General features: G+C 73.7%; 18 protein-coding genes. 8 read left to right on the top strand and 10 right to left on the bottom strand.

What is annotated here, in order from left to right; translation table 11 throughout:
- Positions 1-130 precede the first annotated feature (130 nt).
- The 5 genes from O2W17_RS19990 (at position 131) to O2W17_RS19970 (ending at position 3215) form a co-directional block, all read left to right on the top strand.
- On the top strand, positions 131-478 hold the full coding sequence (locus O2W17_RS19990; protein ID WP_269194208.1) for a hypothetical protein: 348 nt from the start codon (positions 131-133) through the stop codon (positions 476-478).
- Between the two features lie 29 nt (positions 479-507).
- Positions 508-1005, top strand: a complete 498-nt coding sequence (locus O2W17_RS19985; protein WP_269194207.1) for an FBP domain-containing protein — start codon at positions 508-510, stop codon at positions 1003-1005.
- Between the two features lie 241 nt (positions 1006-1246).
- Positions 1247-1441 (top strand): PLDc N-terminal domain-containing protein, encoded by a 195-nt coding sequence (locus O2W17_RS19980; RefSeq protein WP_269194206.1) that lies wholly within the window; start codon positions 1247-1249, stop codon positions 1439-1441.
- On the top strand, positions 1438-2400 hold the full coding sequence (locus tag O2W17_RS19975; RefSeq protein WP_269194205.1) for an ABC transporter ATP-binding protein: 963 nt from the start codon (positions 1438-1440) through the stop codon (positions 2398-2400). Before O2W17_RS19980 ends, O2W17_RS19975 begins: the two co-directional genes overlap by 4 nt.
- Positions 2397-3215: a hypothetical protein gene (locus O2W17_RS19970; protein WP_269194204.1), complete on the top strand. Its 819-nt coding sequence runs from the start codon at positions 2397-2399 to the stop codon at positions 3213-3215. Before O2W17_RS19975 ends, O2W17_RS19970 begins: the two co-directional genes overlap by 4 nt.
- A 39-nt stretch (positions 3216-3254) precedes the next feature.
- On the opposite strand, the gene O2W17_RS19965 is transcribed toward O2W17_RS19970, so the two are convergent.
- Both O2W17_RS19965 and O2W17_RS19960 read right to left on the bottom strand, forming a co-directional pair.
- Complete coding sequence (locus O2W17_RS19965; RefSeq protein ID WP_269194203.1) at positions 3255-3566, bottom strand: ubiquitin carboxyl-terminal hydrolase 14; 312 nt, start codon at positions 3564-3566, stop codon at positions 3255-3257.
- Positions 3563-3922, bottom strand: a complete 360-nt coding sequence (locus O2W17_RS19960; protein ID WP_269194202.1) for a rhodanese-like domain-containing protein — start codon at positions 3920-3922, stop codon at positions 3563-3565. The genes O2W17_RS19965 and O2W17_RS19960 overlap by 4 nt, the downstream gene beginning before the upstream one ends.
- 123 nt (positions 3923-4045) lie before the next feature.
- On the opposite strand from O2W17_RS19960, the gene O2W17_RS19955 reads away from it, so the two are divergent.
- The gene (locus O2W17_RS19955) at positions 4046-5731 is read left to right on the top strand and encodes an FAD-dependent oxidoreductase (RefSeq protein ID WP_269194201.1); all 1686 of its coding nucleotides are present in this window, start codon (positions 4046-4048) and stop codon (positions 5729-5731) included.
- Positions 5732-5936: 205 nt separating this feature from the next.
- Here the strand turns inward: O2W17_RS19955 and O2W17_RS19950 are convergent, their stop codons facing one another.
- From O2W17_RS19950 to O2W17_RS19940, 3 genes are all read right to left on the bottom strand, one after another.
- A complete protein-coding gene (locus O2W17_RS19950) occupies positions 5937-6959 on the bottom strand; it encodes an acyltransferase family protein (protein WP_269194200.1) in 1023 nt (340 codons plus the stop codon).
- A gap of 468 nt (positions 6960-7427) precedes the next feature.
- A complete protein-coding gene (locus O2W17_RS19945) occupies positions 7428-8090 on the bottom strand; it encodes a response regulator (RefSeq protein ID WP_269194199.1) in 663 nt (220 codons plus the stop codon).
- Positions 8087-9196, bottom strand: a complete 1110-nt coding sequence (locus O2W17_RS19940; protein WP_269194198.1) for a sensor histidine kinase — start codon at positions 9194-9196, stop codon at positions 8087-8089. Before O2W17_RS19940 ends, O2W17_RS19945 begins: the two co-directional genes overlap by 4 nt.
- Before the next feature lie 157 nt (positions 9197-9353).
- Here O2W17_RS19940 and O2W17_RS19935 point away from each other — a divergent pair, with 157 nt between their 5' ends.
- Both O2W17_RS19935 and O2W17_RS19930 read left to right on the top strand, forming a co-directional pair.
- Entirely contained in the window at positions 9354-9698 is a 345-nt protein-coding gene (locus O2W17_RS19935) for a YrdB family protein (protein WP_269194197.1), read from the top strand.
- A complete protein-coding gene (locus O2W17_RS19930) occupies positions 9695-10435 on the top strand; it encodes a hypothetical protein (RefSeq protein ID WP_269194196.1) in 741 nt (246 codons plus the stop codon). The genes O2W17_RS19935 and O2W17_RS19930 overlap by 4 nt, the downstream gene beginning before the upstream one ends.
- Here the strand turns inward: O2W17_RS19930 and O2W17_RS19925 are convergent.
- The 5 genes from O2W17_RS19925 to O2W17_RS19905 are packed head-to-tail and all read right to left on the bottom strand — an operon-like array spanning position 10378 to position 14234.
- Entirely contained in the window at positions 10378-11238 is an 861-nt protein-coding gene (locus tag O2W17_RS19925; protein ID WP_269194195.1) for an ABC transporter permease subunit, read from the bottom strand. The two genes, O2W17_RS19930 and O2W17_RS19925, sit on opposite strands and share 58 nt — an antisense overlap.
- Positions 11235-12173: an ABC transporter ATP-binding protein gene (locus O2W17_RS19920; protein WP_269194194.1), complete on the bottom strand. Its 939-nt coding sequence runs from the start codon at positions 12171-12173 to the stop codon at positions 11235-11237. Before O2W17_RS19920 ends, O2W17_RS19925 begins: the two co-directional genes overlap by 4 nt.
- Positions 12170-13198: an NAD(P)-dependent alcohol dehydrogenase gene (locus O2W17_RS19915; RefSeq protein ID WP_269194193.1), complete on the bottom strand. Its 1029-nt coding sequence runs from the start codon at positions 13196-13198 to the stop codon at positions 12170-12172. The genes O2W17_RS19920 and O2W17_RS19915 overlap by 4 nt, the downstream gene beginning before the upstream one ends.
- Positions 13195-13944 carry a DUF4386 domain-containing protein gene (locus O2W17_RS19910; protein WP_269194192.1) on the bottom strand — a complete coding sequence of 250 codons (750 nt, stop codon included), beginning with the start codon at positions 13942-13944 and terminating at the stop codon, positions 13195-13197. Before O2W17_RS19910 ends, O2W17_RS19915 begins: the two co-directional genes overlap by 4 nt.
- A 50-nt stretch (positions 13945-13994) precedes the next feature.
- On the bottom strand, positions 13995-14234 hold the full coding sequence (locus tag O2W17_RS19905) for a hypothetical protein (protein ID WP_269194191.1): 240 nt from the start codon (positions 14232-14234) through the stop codon (positions 13995-13997).
- Between the last annotated feature and the right edge of the window lie 88 nt (positions 14235-14322).

Genomic DNA, 14322 nt, shown 5'->3' with positions numbered 1-14322 from the left:
TGCCGACGGCCTCGATCCTCCTCCAGGAGGAGCACGGAACAGGACGTCGGGAGGACGACCGGACCGGCCCCCGCTCCTAGCGTCGGGAACGAGCGGGGCACCCGGCCCCGACGCGAACCATGGAGCCCCCATGACCGCGATCCACGTCTCCGACGACACCCTCACCGTCCGGCTCCCCCGCTCCAGCAGGATCGCCGGCCTGCTCCGCCATCAGGTCGTCCCCCGTTCGGCGATCACCAGCGCCGAGGCCGTGGCCGACGGTCTCACCGCCGCCCGCGGCCTGCGTGCACCCGGGCTGGGCATCCCCGGTCGACGGATGGTCGGCACCTGGCGCGGCCGCGGCGCCCGGCGCCTCGTCGACGTCCGCCGTGGCCAGCCGGCCCTCCGTCTGCGCCTCCAGGAGCACCGATACGACGAACTGCTCATCGGCCACGACGACGCAGCCGCACTCGCCGTACTGCTCACCACCGTCCGCTGACTTCCCCACCCGGCAAGGAGAACGCTTCGATGAAGGCGCTGACGGACAAGGAGATCCGGCGCTCGTTCGTCAACTGCTCCCGCAGCGAGGCGCTGGCCATGACCCTGCCCGGCAGTCTGGACGACGTGCCCTGGGACGAGCGCGAGTTCCTCGGCTGGCGAGACCCCCGGGCGCCACTGCGCGGATACGCCGTCTGGTGGCGCGACGGCCGGTCACTGGGCATCGCGCTACGCGCCGCCGACACCAGCATGTCCAGCCGGTCGGCCGCGATGTGCCTGCTCTGCCAGAGCACGCAGACCGGCGCCGACGTCTCCCTGTTCACCGCCCGGCGAGCCGGGGAGGCCGGACGCAACGGCAACACCGTCGGCCAGTACATCTGCGCGGACCTGAACTGCTCCCGACGGGTCAGGACCGACATCCCCCCGTGGCTGCAGACCCGCGACCCCGACGAGGTGATCTACGAACGGGCGACAGCCCTGCAGACCCGGTTGGACGGCTTCGCCGACCACGTGCTGCGCGCGACATGACGGAGCGGAAACGCCGGCGCCGCCCAGAGCCACGCTGACGGGCACGCAGCGCCCCTTGCTCCGCACGGTCCCGCTCGCCGCCAGACCCACGAGCTGCTGACCGTCCCATGGACGGCGACGTCCCGCGCACCGTCACCGACCGGGGACGGTGCCTCCGCCGGCGGCCCGATGCCGCCGCCCGACCCCCTTCTTCCCGTCCCCCATGTCCCCTCTGCCCGAACTCGTCCCGGGAGGACCTGCCATGCCATCGAGGACCGTGCTGGCCCTGGCCCCGCTGCTCCTGCTCGCCATCGGTGTCGTGGCCTACGCCTTGGTCGACCTCGCCCGCTCCCCGGAGCCGCGGTGGCTGCCGCGGTGGGGGTGGGCCCTGATCTGCTTGTTCTCCATCCCCCTCGGCGCCGTCGCCTACCTCGTCGTCGGGCGTCAGCAGCGATGAGCGTCCGAACTCCGCTCGCGGCCAGCCTGGTGCACCGCCCGGCGGTCGACCCCGGGCACCCGTGGGCGATCAGCACCGCCGGTCTCACCCGCAGCTACCCCGGTGGCGCCGGCGTGCACGGCGTCGACCTGCTCGTCCCCCGAGGCAGCGTCTACGGCATCGTCGGCCCCAACGGCGCCGGCAAGACGACCCTGCTGTCCATCGTGACCGGGCTCCGCCGCGCCGACGCCGGTTCCGTCACCACGGCGGTACCGGTCGAGCGCATAGCCGTCTGCCCCGACGTGCCCGACCTGGAGCCGTGGCTGACCGCCGCCGAGGCCGTCGACCTCGCCCGCTCGTTGAGCGCCCCGCACCTCCCGGCCGCGCGCGTGCTCGAGGCGCTGTCCCACGCCGGCCTCGGCGACGCCGCGTACCGCAGGGTCGGTGGGTTCAGCCGTGGCATGCGGCAGCGGGTCGGCCTGGCCGCGGCCCTGGTGACCGACCCGGAGATCCTGGTGCTCGACGAGCCCACCAGCGCCCTGGACCCGGCCGGCCGGGCGGGGATGCTCGACCTGATCGCCGGGATGGCCGGCGACCGCACGGTCATCCTGTCCACGCACATCCTCGCCGACGTGGAACGGGTGGCCGACACCATCGGTGTGCTGCGCGACGGTCGGCTCCTCTACCAGGGCGCCACCGCCGACCTGCTCGCCGACCACGCCCGCCCCGGGTGGACGGTGCGGCTGCGCGACGGACAGGACCGGGCCCGAACGGCCCTCGAGGACCAGCCCTGGGTCACGCGGGTGACCAGCCCCGCGCGGGGCGTCCTCCACGTCGACGTCACCAGCGCCGACTCCGCGGAGACCGGACTGGTGCCCGCGCTGGCCGCCTGCGGCGCACGGATCGTGGCGATCGAGCCGCACACCGCCGACCTGGAGACCGCGTTCCTGTCCCTGACCACCACCCGGGAGAACCCGTGACCACCACCAGCCGTCCGCCGTCCGCTCTCGGCGTGCACCGCGAGGCCACGACCGTCCGGCCGCTCGGGCTGTGGCGGCTGGAGTGGCTGCGCCTGACCCGCACCCGACGGTGGATCGGGTTGGCTGTCCCTTTCCTCTTCTTCGCGTGCACCGGCCCGCTGCTGGCCCGGTACGCCGACGAGCTCCTGTCCGCGGTCGGCACGGCCGGGAACATCACCGTGCAGGCCACGGCGCCCACGCCCGCCGACGCCATGGACGGCTACACCGGCAACGCGCTCCAGCTGGGGCTTCTCGCGGCGCTGGTCCTCGCCGCCGCGGCGCTGACCGTCAACGCCCGCCCTACGCTCGCTGTCTTCTACCGCACCCGCGTGCCCTCCGCCGCCCGGCTGGTCCTCCCCCGCTGGACGGTGGTCACCGGCGCCGCCGTGGCCGCCCACTCGGCCGGCACCGCCCTGGCGGTGTACGAGACCGGCATCTTGATCGGCCTGCCCGACATCCCGGCCGTGCTGACCGGGTGGGCACTGAGCTCCCTGTACCTGGTCTTCGCCCTCGCAGTCACCGCGGCGGTCGCAACATGCGCCCGCGGCACGTTGTCGGCCGTCGCGGTGGCACTCGCCGTCGTCCTGGCACTTCCGGTGCTCGCCGCGATCCCGGCCCTGGAGCCGTGGGTGCCCTCGGCGCTGGCCGGCGCTCCCGCCGCGTTGCTGCAGGGCGCCGACACCGGCGACTACCTGCGTGCCGCTCTCGTCGCCGTCCTGGCCACCGGTGCGGCGCTGCTGCTCGCCGTCCGCGGCGTGGCCCGCCGGGAGCTCTGATCCCGTCACGCCCGACTGCGTCGGCGCCGGGCACGGGCCTCAGCGGGTGAGCATCACCTGGTCGACGTAGCACCAGCGCCACGTCTCGCCAGGCTCGCGTGACTGCACGAGCGGATGAGCGGTCTCGTGGAAGTGCGCGGTGGCGTGCTTGTTCTTCGACTGGTCGCAGCAGCCGACCTCGCCGCAGACCAGGCACATGCGCAGGTGCACCCAGGCGTCACCGGTCTTCAGGCACTCCTCGCACCCGTCGGCACTGGGCGAGACGTCGCGCACGGCGTCCAGGTGGCTGCAGTTGCCGCCGCGGCGCAGGAACCACGGCAGCCGGCGGCGCAGCGCGGTCGCAAGGGTCATCGCCGGGCCTCCCCCGTGTCGACCGGCAGCCCGGCTCCCACCCAGTCGCTCATCCCGCCTGCGTAGCGGCGCACGCGGCGGAACCCGCGCTGCCGCAGCGCCTCGGGCGCGTACCGGCTGGCTCGGCAGTTCTCGTCGGTGCAGTAGACGACGATCTCGCCATCCGGTGACAGGTCGGCGGCCAGCGCCTCGTAGGACTCGTAGTTGCGGCTGCCGGGGATGTGCGAGCGCGCGAAGACGGGCGGCGCGAGCCCCATCACCAGCGCGACGTCGCGCTCGGCGAGCGCGCGCTGCAGGTCCTCGCGGGTGATGAGGTCTGCGTCGACGGCGGAGGCGGGACCGGCTGGAACGGTCATGACGGTCATCTCCTCGGGGCGTCGCCATGTGGCGACGCGGACGATCCGGCGGGTACGGATGACATCCGCTGACCGCGGGCCGGAGGGCCCGATGGGCCGGCGAGATCCGGCAGAGTAGAGGGCATGTCGCAGTCGTCGGAAGCCCTTCCGGGGGCGGTCCTGGTCGTCGTCCCGGACGACGACGTCCGAAGCGGCCTGGTCGCCGACCTGTCCGCCCATCTCGGCGCCGAACGGGTGCTCGCGGCGGCCACCGGCGAGGTGGCCACGAACCTGCTCGTCGAGCGGTCCCGGACCGTGGCTCTCGCGCTGGTCGCCAGCCGACTGCCCGGCGGGCAGGGGCCGGCCCTGCTGGCCGATATCCGCCACCGGTTCCCCGGGGTGCGACGCGTCCTGCTGTCCGCCGCGTACGTCACCGACCCCGCGCAGTACGACGAAGGTGAGCTGGTCCGCGGCGCGCTCGCCAGCGGCGACGCCCACGCAGCCGTTTCACACCCGTGGCGCCCCGCAGCCGACCGCCTGCACCCACCGCTCGACGACCTGATCGAGGAGTGGCGGCTGGACCAGCTGATGGCCGTGCAGACCATCACGGTGGTGTGTGCGCCGACCTCGGCGCGCGGCAACGAGCTGCGTGACCTGCTCACCCGCAACGGCCTGCCGCACGAGTGGCTGGACCCGGGATCCGAGCGCGGCAACCTGCTGCGCGGACATCACGCCGCGCGCCCGGACCAGGTTCTGATGCTCTTCCACAACGGGGCCGTGCTCCTCGACCCGGAGCCGCGCCAGGTGGCCGACGCGCTCGGCGCCCGGACCACTCCGGCCCGCGACCGCTACGATCTCGTCGTCGTCGGCGCCGGACCGGCCGGCCTGGCCGCCGCGGTCTACGGCGCGTCCGAAGGACTGCATACCCTCGTCCTGGAGTCACAGGCCATCGGCGGCCAGGCCGGCACCAGCTCGCGGATCGAGAACTACCTCGGTTTCCCGAGCGGCATCAGCGGTGGCGCGCTCATGCAACGCGCGGGCACCCAGGCGATGCGGCTCGGCGCCGAGGTGCTGGTCCCGCGGCGGGTGTCGTCGCTGCACAACCAGGACGGCGAGCACCTGATCCGCCTCGAGGACGGCAGCGAGGTGCGCGCCCGCGCCGTCGTCCTCGCCATCGGCGTCAGCTACCGACGCCTGCCTGCGGCCGGCGCCGAGGCGCTGGTCGGGTCGGGCGTCCAGTACGGATCCCCCACCGTCCAGCTTCCGGGCATCTCCGGTGGGCGGGTGTTCATCGTCGGTGGGGGCAACTCGGCCGGCCAGGCGGCGGTCAAGCTCGCCGAGTCCGCCGATCAGGTCAGCCTCGTCGTCCGGTCCGGATCGCTGGCGTCCGGTATGTCGCACTACCTGGTCGAGCAGTTGGCGTCCTTCCCCAACGTCCAGGTCCTGACCGGCACGGAAGTCGTCGCGTGCGGCGGCACCGAGTGGCTGACGTCGCTGACGCTTCGGTCAGGAGGTGAGCAGACCGAGGTCCAGGCCGACGCGATGTTCGTGATGATCGGCGCTGTGCCGCACACCGGGTGGCTGCCGGACGGCATCCGCCGAGACGCCCACGGCTTCGTCCTCACCGGCCCGGACGTGCGGGACGAGCCTGCGCCGGACAGGGCGGCCGACGAGGCGCTGCTGCTGGAGACGAGCCTGCCGCGGGTGTTCGCCGTCGGGGATGTCCGGTGCGGCTCGGTCAAGCGGGTGGCCTCGGCCGTCGGTGAAGGGGCGACAGTCGTGTCGCTCGTGCACCACGCACTCGCCGAGGACGCCGGGGTCCCCGCCTGACGTCAGCGGCGGACGGTCCCCGCCCGCCCGCCGGCCCGGCCAGGACCGCGGCGGCCTCCGCCGGGCTCGGATGGCGCCCGAGCTACAGATTCGTCCAGGCCAAGGTCAGGGTGGAGAAGATCACCATGTCCTGTAGCCAGCCCGACGGCGGGGTGCGAGACCAGGCGGACACGCACTCGGTGCTCGCCCAACTGCCGGCCTACGACTACCCGCACATCGCCGCCACCATCGACCACCTGTACGGGCCCGACCTCACCGCCCAGTTCGACCACGGCCTGCGGCTGCTGCTCGGAGGCCTGCGGACCCAGCGGCCGACCGCCGCTGACGAATCAGACTGACGGCGACCCGGGTGCCGGCCGGCGACCCGGCCGCCGCGACCGACCGGCCGGTGCCGATGTCCCGGCAAGCAGGTCCCGGCGAACAACGCCCGGGGCAGCGCCGTCCGCCGGACGAGCACGTCGTAGGCCAGGAGAGTGAGGGCGGCTGTGCAGAGGCAGATGACCAGGTACTCCAGTACCGGGTGCATCGGGCTGCCGACGACCAGGTAGGCCACCAGCACGAGGATCGGCTGGTGCAGCACGTACCAGGCGAGTACCGCCGGTGCGACGTAGCGGATGAGGCGGCCACCGGGTGGGCTCTCCCCACCCGTGTGGGGCAGCCGCGGCCCCAGCCGGGTCAGTCCCCCGACGACCGCCACGACCGCGCACCACCCGGCTGCGCCGAACGCCGCCCTCCCCACGAGGGCGAGCGGGGTGCGGTCCAGGAGCAGGTCACCGTCCCCACCGAGCAGGAGAGCCGCTCCGGCGGCGACCATGAGCCCCACCGCGGCCGCTGCGGCGAGGACCGCGTCCCGTCGCAGCGCGTCCCGAAAGCGCACGTCGGCGGCCAGGACACCACCGGCCGCGAAGAACAGCAGAAAACCGAGTTCGTGTCCGGCGGCCATGCCCTCGTCCAGGCCGGGCCCGGCTGCAATGGATGCCAGCAGCACCGCAGGCAGCAGGACGGCACCGCGTCGCCCCGTGGCATTCGCCATCCGCTGCACGGCTCGCCGCCCGCCGGTGGAGGCCAGCCAGCCGAACAGCGGCAGCACGACCAGCGAGTACAGCAGGAGCAGGTACACGAACCACAGGTGGCCGGTCTCGAACCCTCGGCCGTCGACCGCAGGCCGGAGGAAGAACGGAAACCAGCAGCCGGCGCACCCGCCGGCCGAGGTAGTCGCCGGTGCCACGGGTCCGCCACGAGTGCCATGCGCCGATCCCGGCGACCAGGAACAGCAGTGGCATCGCCGCCACCACGATGGGGGCGGCGAACGGCACGAGGTCGGCGGTCCGGTCACTCCTGACGTAGAAGTCGTCGGTCGCGTCGAAGACCAGCGCGGCGTGGAACGGGATCAGGCCGCCGACGACCACGACCCGGGCGAGGTCCAACCCCGGCCGGCGGTCGACCCGCCCCGACGTCTCCGTCGCCGTCATCCCGTCGTGCTCCTCAGCATCGGTCGCCGGCAGCACTTGGCAGGCCCCCACCGTCCTGTCGAGTGCCGCCCCGCCGCCCGGGAACCGCGGTGACGGGCACGGGCAGGGGACGACGTCGTCCGCCGGACGGTCCCGGGCCGTGACCACCGACGGGTGGCGGCGCGGCGGAGTTCGCGTGACCGTCGACCGGTGTGCCGGTGCCATCGGCAGACGTCCCGCCGGTCTCACGTGGGGGCGAGCCCCGTCCGGTAGGCGTAGGCGACGGCCTGGGCGCGGTCACGGGCTCCGGTCTTGGCGAAGATGTGGTTGACGTGGGTCTTGACGGTGGCCTCGCTGACGTACAGGCGGGTGGCGATCTCGCCGTTGGACAGCCCCTCGGCGATGAGACCGAGGATCTCCGCCTCCCGTCGCGTGAGATCGTCGGGAAGCGTCCGGGTGCCCGCCGACGGCGGTGACGCCGACGCCCCGATGCCCAGGTTCCGGACCACGCGCTCCTGCGCCGCGGGGTCGAGGACCATCTGCCCGGCGGCGACCGTGGAGACGGCCCGGGCGATGTCCTCGGCGCCGGCGTCCTTGGTGAGGTAGCCACGAGCGCCGGCACGCAGCGCGGCGAGGACGGACTCGTCGTCGGCATAGGTGGTCAGGGCCAGCACCGCGGCGTCCGGGTGGTCCGCGCGGAGCCGCCGCGTAGCTTCGATGCCGTCCATGCGCGGCATGCGCAGGTCCATCAGGACGACGTCCGGCTGCAGCCGGGCCACCGCTTCCAGCGCCTGTTCCCCGTCCTCGGCACTGCCGACCAGTTCGATCCCGGGGAGCAGCCCCAGGAGCAGCGCCAGCCCGTCGCGGACGACCCGCTGGTCGTCCACGAGGAGGACGCGCACGCTCACCGCGCCACCGGGACGGCGAGCTCGACCCTGAACCCGTCCGGAGTGGGAACGGCCGCGAACCGTCCCCCCAGGAGGTGTGCCCGCTCGGCCAGGCCGGTCAGGCCGTAGCCGACCGGATCGGGCGGTGAGACCCGGCCGGCCGCCCCGTGGTCCTCCACGATGACCACTGCCTCCTCCCGCTCCCAGCGCACGACGACCTCGGTGGCGGCATCGGGCGCGTGCTTGCGGACGTTGCTCAGCGCCTCCTGCACGGCCCGGTACATCGCGAGGCGCGCGTCGGCCGGCAACAGCACCGGGTCGCCCCTCACCGTCAGGGTGCAGGATCGTCCGGCCCTCCGGTGCTCTTCGACGAGCTGCGGCACCAGCTCCGGGCCCGGCAGGTCGTCGCCGCGGAGGGTGGCGACGGCGCGGCGGGCGTCCGCGAGCCCGGACCGGGCCAGGGCATGTGCGCTGTCGATGACCGCGACGACGCCGGACGGTGTCGGGCCGGAGCGGGCCAGGAGCCGGGCGCTCTCCAGGTGGACGGCCAGCCCCGACAGGGTGTGGGCCAGGACGTCGTGCAGTTCGCGGGCCAGCCGTGTTCGTTCGCCCAGGGCCGCGGCCCTGCGCTCGGCGTCCCGGGTGGCCTCCAGCTCGATGCGCTGCTCCTGCTCCCGGCGCAGCAACCAGCCCATGAGGAAGAAGAAGGCGGCGCCGCCGTCGGTGACCAGGACGAACAGGGCAGGGTCCTGGGCGGTGCGCGCCTGCTCCAGGTTGAACACCAACGCGGAGGCGACGGCGGTGGCCGCCGCCTCCGGCAGCGGCAGGCGCAACGGCGCGAACGCCATGATCAGGAACAGTGCCACGACCGGCCCGGTGGGATCCGCGTTGCGGACGGCGGTGGCGGCCAGCGCCATGGTGACCAGCAGGCCCACGACGCCCCATCGCGGCGCGGTGCCCCACAGCAGGAGCGCCCCCGCCGCCGACGCGTAGGCAACGGTGGCAACGGTGACCTGGGCGGCCGGCCCGCTGGACCCGAAACCGACCGCGCCGGCCGCGTTCGCCACGACGACCAGCGCCACGACGGCGAACCCCACCGCCGTGAACAACCGAGGACGGACCTGCACGCAGCGACAGTGCCAGCTTCCGCGGATCGGCGGAATCCATCCCTGGGTGGAGACGTCCGGCCTGTCGGGTGGAGATCGGAGGATCCACCCGGACGCCGACGACGTGGACCGGCTGCGAGGCCACGCTTCTCCCATCCCGTTCGGAGAAGGAGCCGAGATGGTCCTCAGCGCACTCCAGGGCGCCAACCTGGCCGCCCGCTTCGCCCTCGAGCTCAGCGCACTGGGAGCGCTGGCCTACTGGGGCTTCCAGGTCTCCACCTCGCCCGGCGTCCGGGTGCTGGCCGGGCTCGGCGCGCCCGTGGTCGCGGCCGTCGCGTGGGGCCTGTTCGCCTCGCCCCGGGCCGCCGTGCAGCTCCCGGCGCCGGCGCAACTGGCCGTCCAGCTGGCCGTCCTCGCTGGAGCCGTCGCCGCCCTCGTCGCCGTGGGCAGGCCGCAGCTGGCCGGGGCCTTCGGCGCCGCCGCAGTGACGAACGCGGCGCTGATGGCGTGGTGGGACCAGTGAGGTCCTCCGCCGCCGCGTCCGCGCGCTGGGCGGCAGCCGCGTCGGTCACCTACGTCCTGGCCTGGATCGTCGGACTCGCCGCAGCCCCCGCTGTGCCCGCCGGTATCTCGCCGGTCGAGATGCAGGAACAGCTCGCGGACCACCGGCTCGGCGCGCTCGTCCAGTCGCTGCTCGTCCACGGTACGGCCGGTGCCGCCCTGGCGGTGCTGGCCGTCAGCCTGGTCCGCCTGGCCGCTCCTCGGCTCGGCGGTCGCGGTCCCGTCCTCGTCGCCGGTGTGGCGGCGGCCGTGCTGTCCTGGGTGCAGGTTGCGCTGTTCGTCGTCCTCCTCGCGGGGCTCGACGGCGGCGACCCCGAACGGACCTCGGCCCTGCGGGAGGCGATCGACCGGGTGGACGGCGTGAAGCTGCTCGCGCTGGCCGTCTTCGCAGTTGCCGCAACCATCGGGGCGCATCGGGTCCGGCTGTGCCCGCGCTGGCTCGTCGTGGCGGCTCGGGCGCTGGCGCCGCTGCTCCTGGCCGGCGCGACCTCCTTCGTCGTTGCCTCGCCACTCCTGACGGCGACGCTCTACATCGGCCTGCCGCTGCTCCTACTCGTCGTGGGCGGCACCGGGATCGCCGCGTGGCGGCAATCCCGGTGCCGGACGGAGTCGCCGTCGCCGTCGGCGGACGGCCCCGGCGGTCAGGCGTCGCGTCGGCGCAGCGCCGCCGCGCCGGCGACGAGCGGGACGACCGCGTAGGCGGCCACGACCAGGAGGCCCGTCGCGGGGGTGAGCCCGTCGCCGACGGCAGACAGGGAGTCCTCGCCGCCGCCGAGGAAGGCCCCCGATGCCGGGAGCGGGAGGTACTCGACCGCCGTCTCGACCCAGTCCAGGGTCACGAACACCAGGAAGGACGGCAGCAGGAGGAGCACCGTCAGCGCCACGGTGATGGCGCCGGCGCTCGAGCGCAGGAGCGTTCCCACGCCGAGGGAGAACAGCGCCGCAGCGACGAGGAAGTAGAGGGTTCCGCCGAACACCTGCCAGGTCCGGAGCTCGTCGAGCGCGGGGACCATGCCGTGCGGAGCCAGGAGCGGCATCGTCACGGTGTAGGACACGGCGGTGCCGAGCGCCACGACGGCGGCGGTCACCGCGGCCACCGCGATGGCCTTCGCGGCCAGCACCGGCGTCCGGGTGGGCACCGCGGCCAACGTCGAGCGGATCATCCCGGTGGAGAACTCCCCGGTCATCAGCAGCGCTCCCAGGACGGCGATGGTGAGCATGCCGAGCTGGAAGCCGCCGGAGACCACCTCGGCGCCGGTCAGCGCCGCGAGCCCGGGCCCTGTCGCCGGATCGGCGGCCACGGTGTCGAGCGAGGCGGCCACCGCAAGGGACACCCCCGTCATGAGGAGCACGGTGGCGGCGAGGGTCCACCACGTCGACCGGAGCGAGAGGAGCTTGATCCACTCGCCACGCAGGATGCCGAGGAAGGTGGGGCGGGCCAGGACGGCCGGCCGGGCCTCGTGCGCGGGAACGGCTGTGGCGACGGCGACGGTCGTGGTCATCGGTTCGCACCCTTCGGGGCGGCAGGAGAGGTGGTGGTGGACCGGTACTCGACCGCGTCCTGGGTCAGGCTCATGTACGCCTCTTCGAGGCTGGCACTGCGAGGGCTGAGCTCGTGCAGCGCGATGCCGGAGCCGCACGCGATGTCGCCGACGCGCGCAGCGTCGATGCCGCGCACCTCGAGCGTTCCGGGCTCGGGAGAGGTGACGACGACGTCGTCGCCGCGGACGAGCTCGGCCAGTTCGGCGGCGCGCGGGGTGCGGACCCGGACGGCCGCACCGGACACCGAGTCGATGACCTCCTGCACCCGGCCGGCGGCGATGATCCGGCCGCGGCCGATGACCAGCAGCTGGTCGGCGGTCTGCGCCATCTCGCTCATCAGGTGCGAGGACAGGAACACCGTCCGTCCCTCGTCGGCCAGGGAGCGGACGAGCCGGCGCACCCACTGCACGCCCTCGGGATCGAGGCCGTTGACCGGCTCGTCGAGGATCAGCGTCCGCGGGTCGCCCAGCATCGCCGAGGCGATGCCCAGGCGCTGGCCCATGCCCAGGGAGAAGCCACCGACCCGCTTGCCGGCGACCGTGGCCAGGCCGGTCATCTCGATGACCTCGTCGACCCGCGAGGCGGGCACGTTGTGCGTGGCGGCCATAGTCCGCAGGTGGGACCGGGCGCTGCGGCCGGTGTGCACCGCCTTGGCGTCGAGCAGGGCCCCGACCTCCGACAGTGGAGCACGGTGCTGGGCGTAGGGCTTGCCGTTGACGGTGACGGTGCCTGACGTCGGCCGGTCGAGGCCCATGATCATCCGCATGGTGGTGGACTTGCCGGCGCCGTTGGGGCCGAGGAATCCGGTGCCCGAGCCCGGGGCGATGGTGAAGGTGATGTCATCGACGGCGGTCTTGTCGCCATAGCGCTTGGTGAGCCCGTGTGCCTCGATCATGACGCTGCCTCTCGCGAGTGGTGCTGGATGGACGTGTTCGTCGGCTCGGGTCCACCGGGCAGGCGGAGGACGACGTTCCCCCGCTTGTGGCCGGTGTCGACGTAGCGGTGCGCCTCGGCGACGTCGGCCAGGTCGAACGTGCGGTCCCGAACCGGCCGGTAGTTCCCGGCCTCGGCCAGGCGCACGAGGAACGCGAGGTCGTCGGCGGTGGGCCTCCCGACATCGACGGTGATCCGGTGGCCGGTGCGCCGGCTGCGGATCGGCGCCCGCAGGATCGCCGGCAGATCGGCGATCACGAGCAGCAGCGCACCGCCGGGTCGGAGCAGGTGCCGGACGCGCTCGTAGGGGGCGTTGCCGACGCAGTCGACGATCACGTCGTACGTGGCCGCGTCGGTGGTGAACTCGGTGGTCGTGTAGTCGATCACGCGCTCGGCGCCGAGCGACGCGACCAGCTGCCGGTTGCGGCCGCTGCACACGCCGGTCACCTGGGCACCGGCGTGCGCGGCGAGTTGCACCGCGGCGGTGCCGACGGCGCCGGATGCTCCGTTGACCAGGACGGAGGCGCCGGGGACGGGGGCGGCCTGGCGCAGGAACCCGTGAGCGGTGAGTCCGCCGAAGACCAGGGTCACGGCGTCCTCGAACGTCATGGTGCGGGGCTTGAGCGCGATGGCGTCGTCCTGCCGGAGCCGGGCGTACTCGGCGTGCCCGCCGAACGCCGGACCCGGCATCGCGATCACCTCGTCGCCAGGGACGAAGCGGGTGACGTCGCGGCCGACGGCCGCGACGACACCGGCGATGTCCATGCCGAGCACGCGGCGCTTGGGCCGGAAGGCGCCGATGCCGAACGCGGCGAGCAGCCAGAGCCCGCGGGGCACGTCGCGGCTGCGGGCGCGGTGGTCGGCGGCGCTGACGGTGCTGGCGTGGACCCGGACGAGGACGTCGTCGGGACCCACCGCAGGCCGGGGGACGTTGACGACCCGGACGGTGTCCGGTCCGCCGAAGCGGCGGTAGACCGCGGCCCTCATCGCTGGTCCTGCCGGGCCTGCAGGGCGGCGACGGCGGCCGGCTTGAAGCCCTTGACGACGAGATAGACGCCGAGGGAGAACTCCCACACCGCGATGGGGAGCGCGCCGACGAGCGAGGCGGGCGAGGTGCGGTCGTACAGGTCGAAGAAGATCGCCAGGTCCGAGGCCAGCAGCAGCGGAGCGCCGATCAGGCCGATGGTCGGGAGGATCCGCGGCACGAGGCCGGAGCGGTACAGGACAGTGCCCAGGCAGAGGGCGTTGAAGACCGGCATGAGGCTCTGGCTGAGCAGGAACGTCCAGTCGTAGGTCGCGGACAGGGCGTGGCCGGCGGTGAGCAGGGACGCCGGGTCCGCGTCGGCGGTGCCGGCTACGTCCTGGCGCAGCGTGACCAGGGTGAGCACGCTGACGACGCCGACGATGATGAGGGCGCCTTCGACGACCCGGGAGGCGACGAACCCGAGCGCGGCGGTCTCGCTCTGCCGCCTCGCGACGCGAAACAGGACCACGGCGGTGCCGATGCCGGCCAGGGCGACGACGACCTCCGACAACGCCGCCCACAACACGCCGGCGTCGCTGCCTGCGCCGAGGACGAAGTCGGACTCCTCCCGAACGCCCTGGTACACGGCGAGGGTGGGCACGGACACGAACGTGAGCAGGTAGAGGACCCCGGCTGCCAGGGAGGTGCGCCGCATCGGGTCGGTCGGAACGATCGTCCTCGGTGCGGGTGGGGTGGTGGTGGTCGTCATGGCGATCTCCTGAGTGGGTGCTGGCCGCAGCGGAGCGGGCGGGGATGGGGTCAGTCGGCGTCGAGGCGGGTGACCGAGACCAGTGCCAGGCCCAGGTCGCGGATGCGCGTCAGCACGCCGTGCAGGGCGGCCTGGTCGGCGACCGGGCCGGACAGGACCGTGGTGCCGTCGTCGGCGGCGGTGAGGCTCATGCCGCCGAACCAGGGGGCCCAGCGGGGGCTGATGCGGCCCTCGATGCGGATCTCGTAGCGACCCGCGTCGGAGAGGCCGATGTGTCGGTTCTCTGCCATCGCCGACCTCCTGGCCGGTGCCGACCGGAGAGGTTGCCCGGTCGCCGTTCCGGCGTCTGTTCGGTACGGCACGGAACGTAGGAACCGG

This window comes from Blastococcus sp. VKM Ac-2987, assembly GCF_026967805.1.
In the GTDB taxonomy this organism is placed as follows: domain Bacteria; phylum Actinomycetota; class Actinomycetes; order Mycobacteriales; family Geodermatophilaceae; genus Blastococcus.
The sequence above is the reverse complement of the archived record's forward strand: the minus strand, read 5'-3'. Positions and strand labels throughout refer to the sequence as shown.

Excerpts from the sequence above, each read along its gene's own strand:
- O2W17_RS19990 (WP_269194208.1), top strand. The coding sequence starts at position 131 with ATGACCGCGATCCACGTCTCCGACGACACCCTCACCGTCCGGCTCCCC.
- O2W17_RS19985 (WP_269194207.1), top strand. The coding sequence starts at position 508 with ATGAAGGCGCTGACGGACAAGGAGATCCGGCGCTCGTTCGTCAACTGC.
- O2W17_RS19980 (WP_269194206.1), top strand. The coding sequence starts at position 1,247 with ATGCCATCGAGGACCGTGCTGGCCCTGGCCCCGCTGCTCCTGCTCGCC.
- O2W17_RS19975 (WP_269194205.1), top strand. The coding sequence starts at position 1,438 with ATGAGCGTCCGAACTCCGCTCGCGGCCAGCCTGGTGCACCGCCCGGCG.
- O2W17_RS19965 (WP_269194203.1), bottom strand. The coding sequence starts at position 3,566 with ATGACCCTTGCGACCGCGCTGCGCCGCCGGCTGCCGTGGTTCCTGCGC.
- O2W17_RS19960 (WP_269194202.1), bottom strand. The coding sequence starts at position 3,922 with ATGACCGTTCCAGCCGGTCCCGCCTCCGCCGTCGACGCAGACCTCATC.
- O2W17_RS19955 (WP_269194201.1), top strand. The coding sequence starts at position 4,046 with ATGTCGCAGTCGTCGGAAGCCCTTCCGGGGGCGGTCCTGGTCGTCGTC.
- O2W17_RS19935 (WP_269194197.1), top strand. The coding sequence starts at position 9,354 with ATGGTCCTCAGCGCACTCCAGGGCGCCAACCTGGCCGCCCGCTTCGCC.
- O2W17_RS19925 (WP_269194195.1), bottom strand. The coding sequence starts at position 11,238 with ATGACCACGACCGTCGCCGTCGCCACAGCCGTTCCCGCGCACGAGGCC.
- O2W17_RS19920 (WP_269194194.1), bottom strand. The coding sequence starts at position 12,173 with ATGATCGAGGCACACGGGCTCACCAAGCGCTATGGCGACAAGACCGCC.
- O2W17_RS19915 (WP_269194193.1), bottom strand. The coding sequence starts at position 13,198 with ATGAGGGCCGCGGTCTACCGCCGCTTCGGCGGACCGGACACCGTCCGG.
- O2W17_RS19910 (WP_269194192.1), bottom strand. The coding sequence starts at position 13,944 with ATGACGACCACCACCACCCCACCCGCACCGAGGACGATCGTTCCGACC.
- O2W17_RS19905 (WP_269194191.1), bottom strand. The coding sequence starts at position 14,234 with ATGGCAGAGAACCGACACATCGGCCTCTCCGACGCGGGTCGCTACGAG.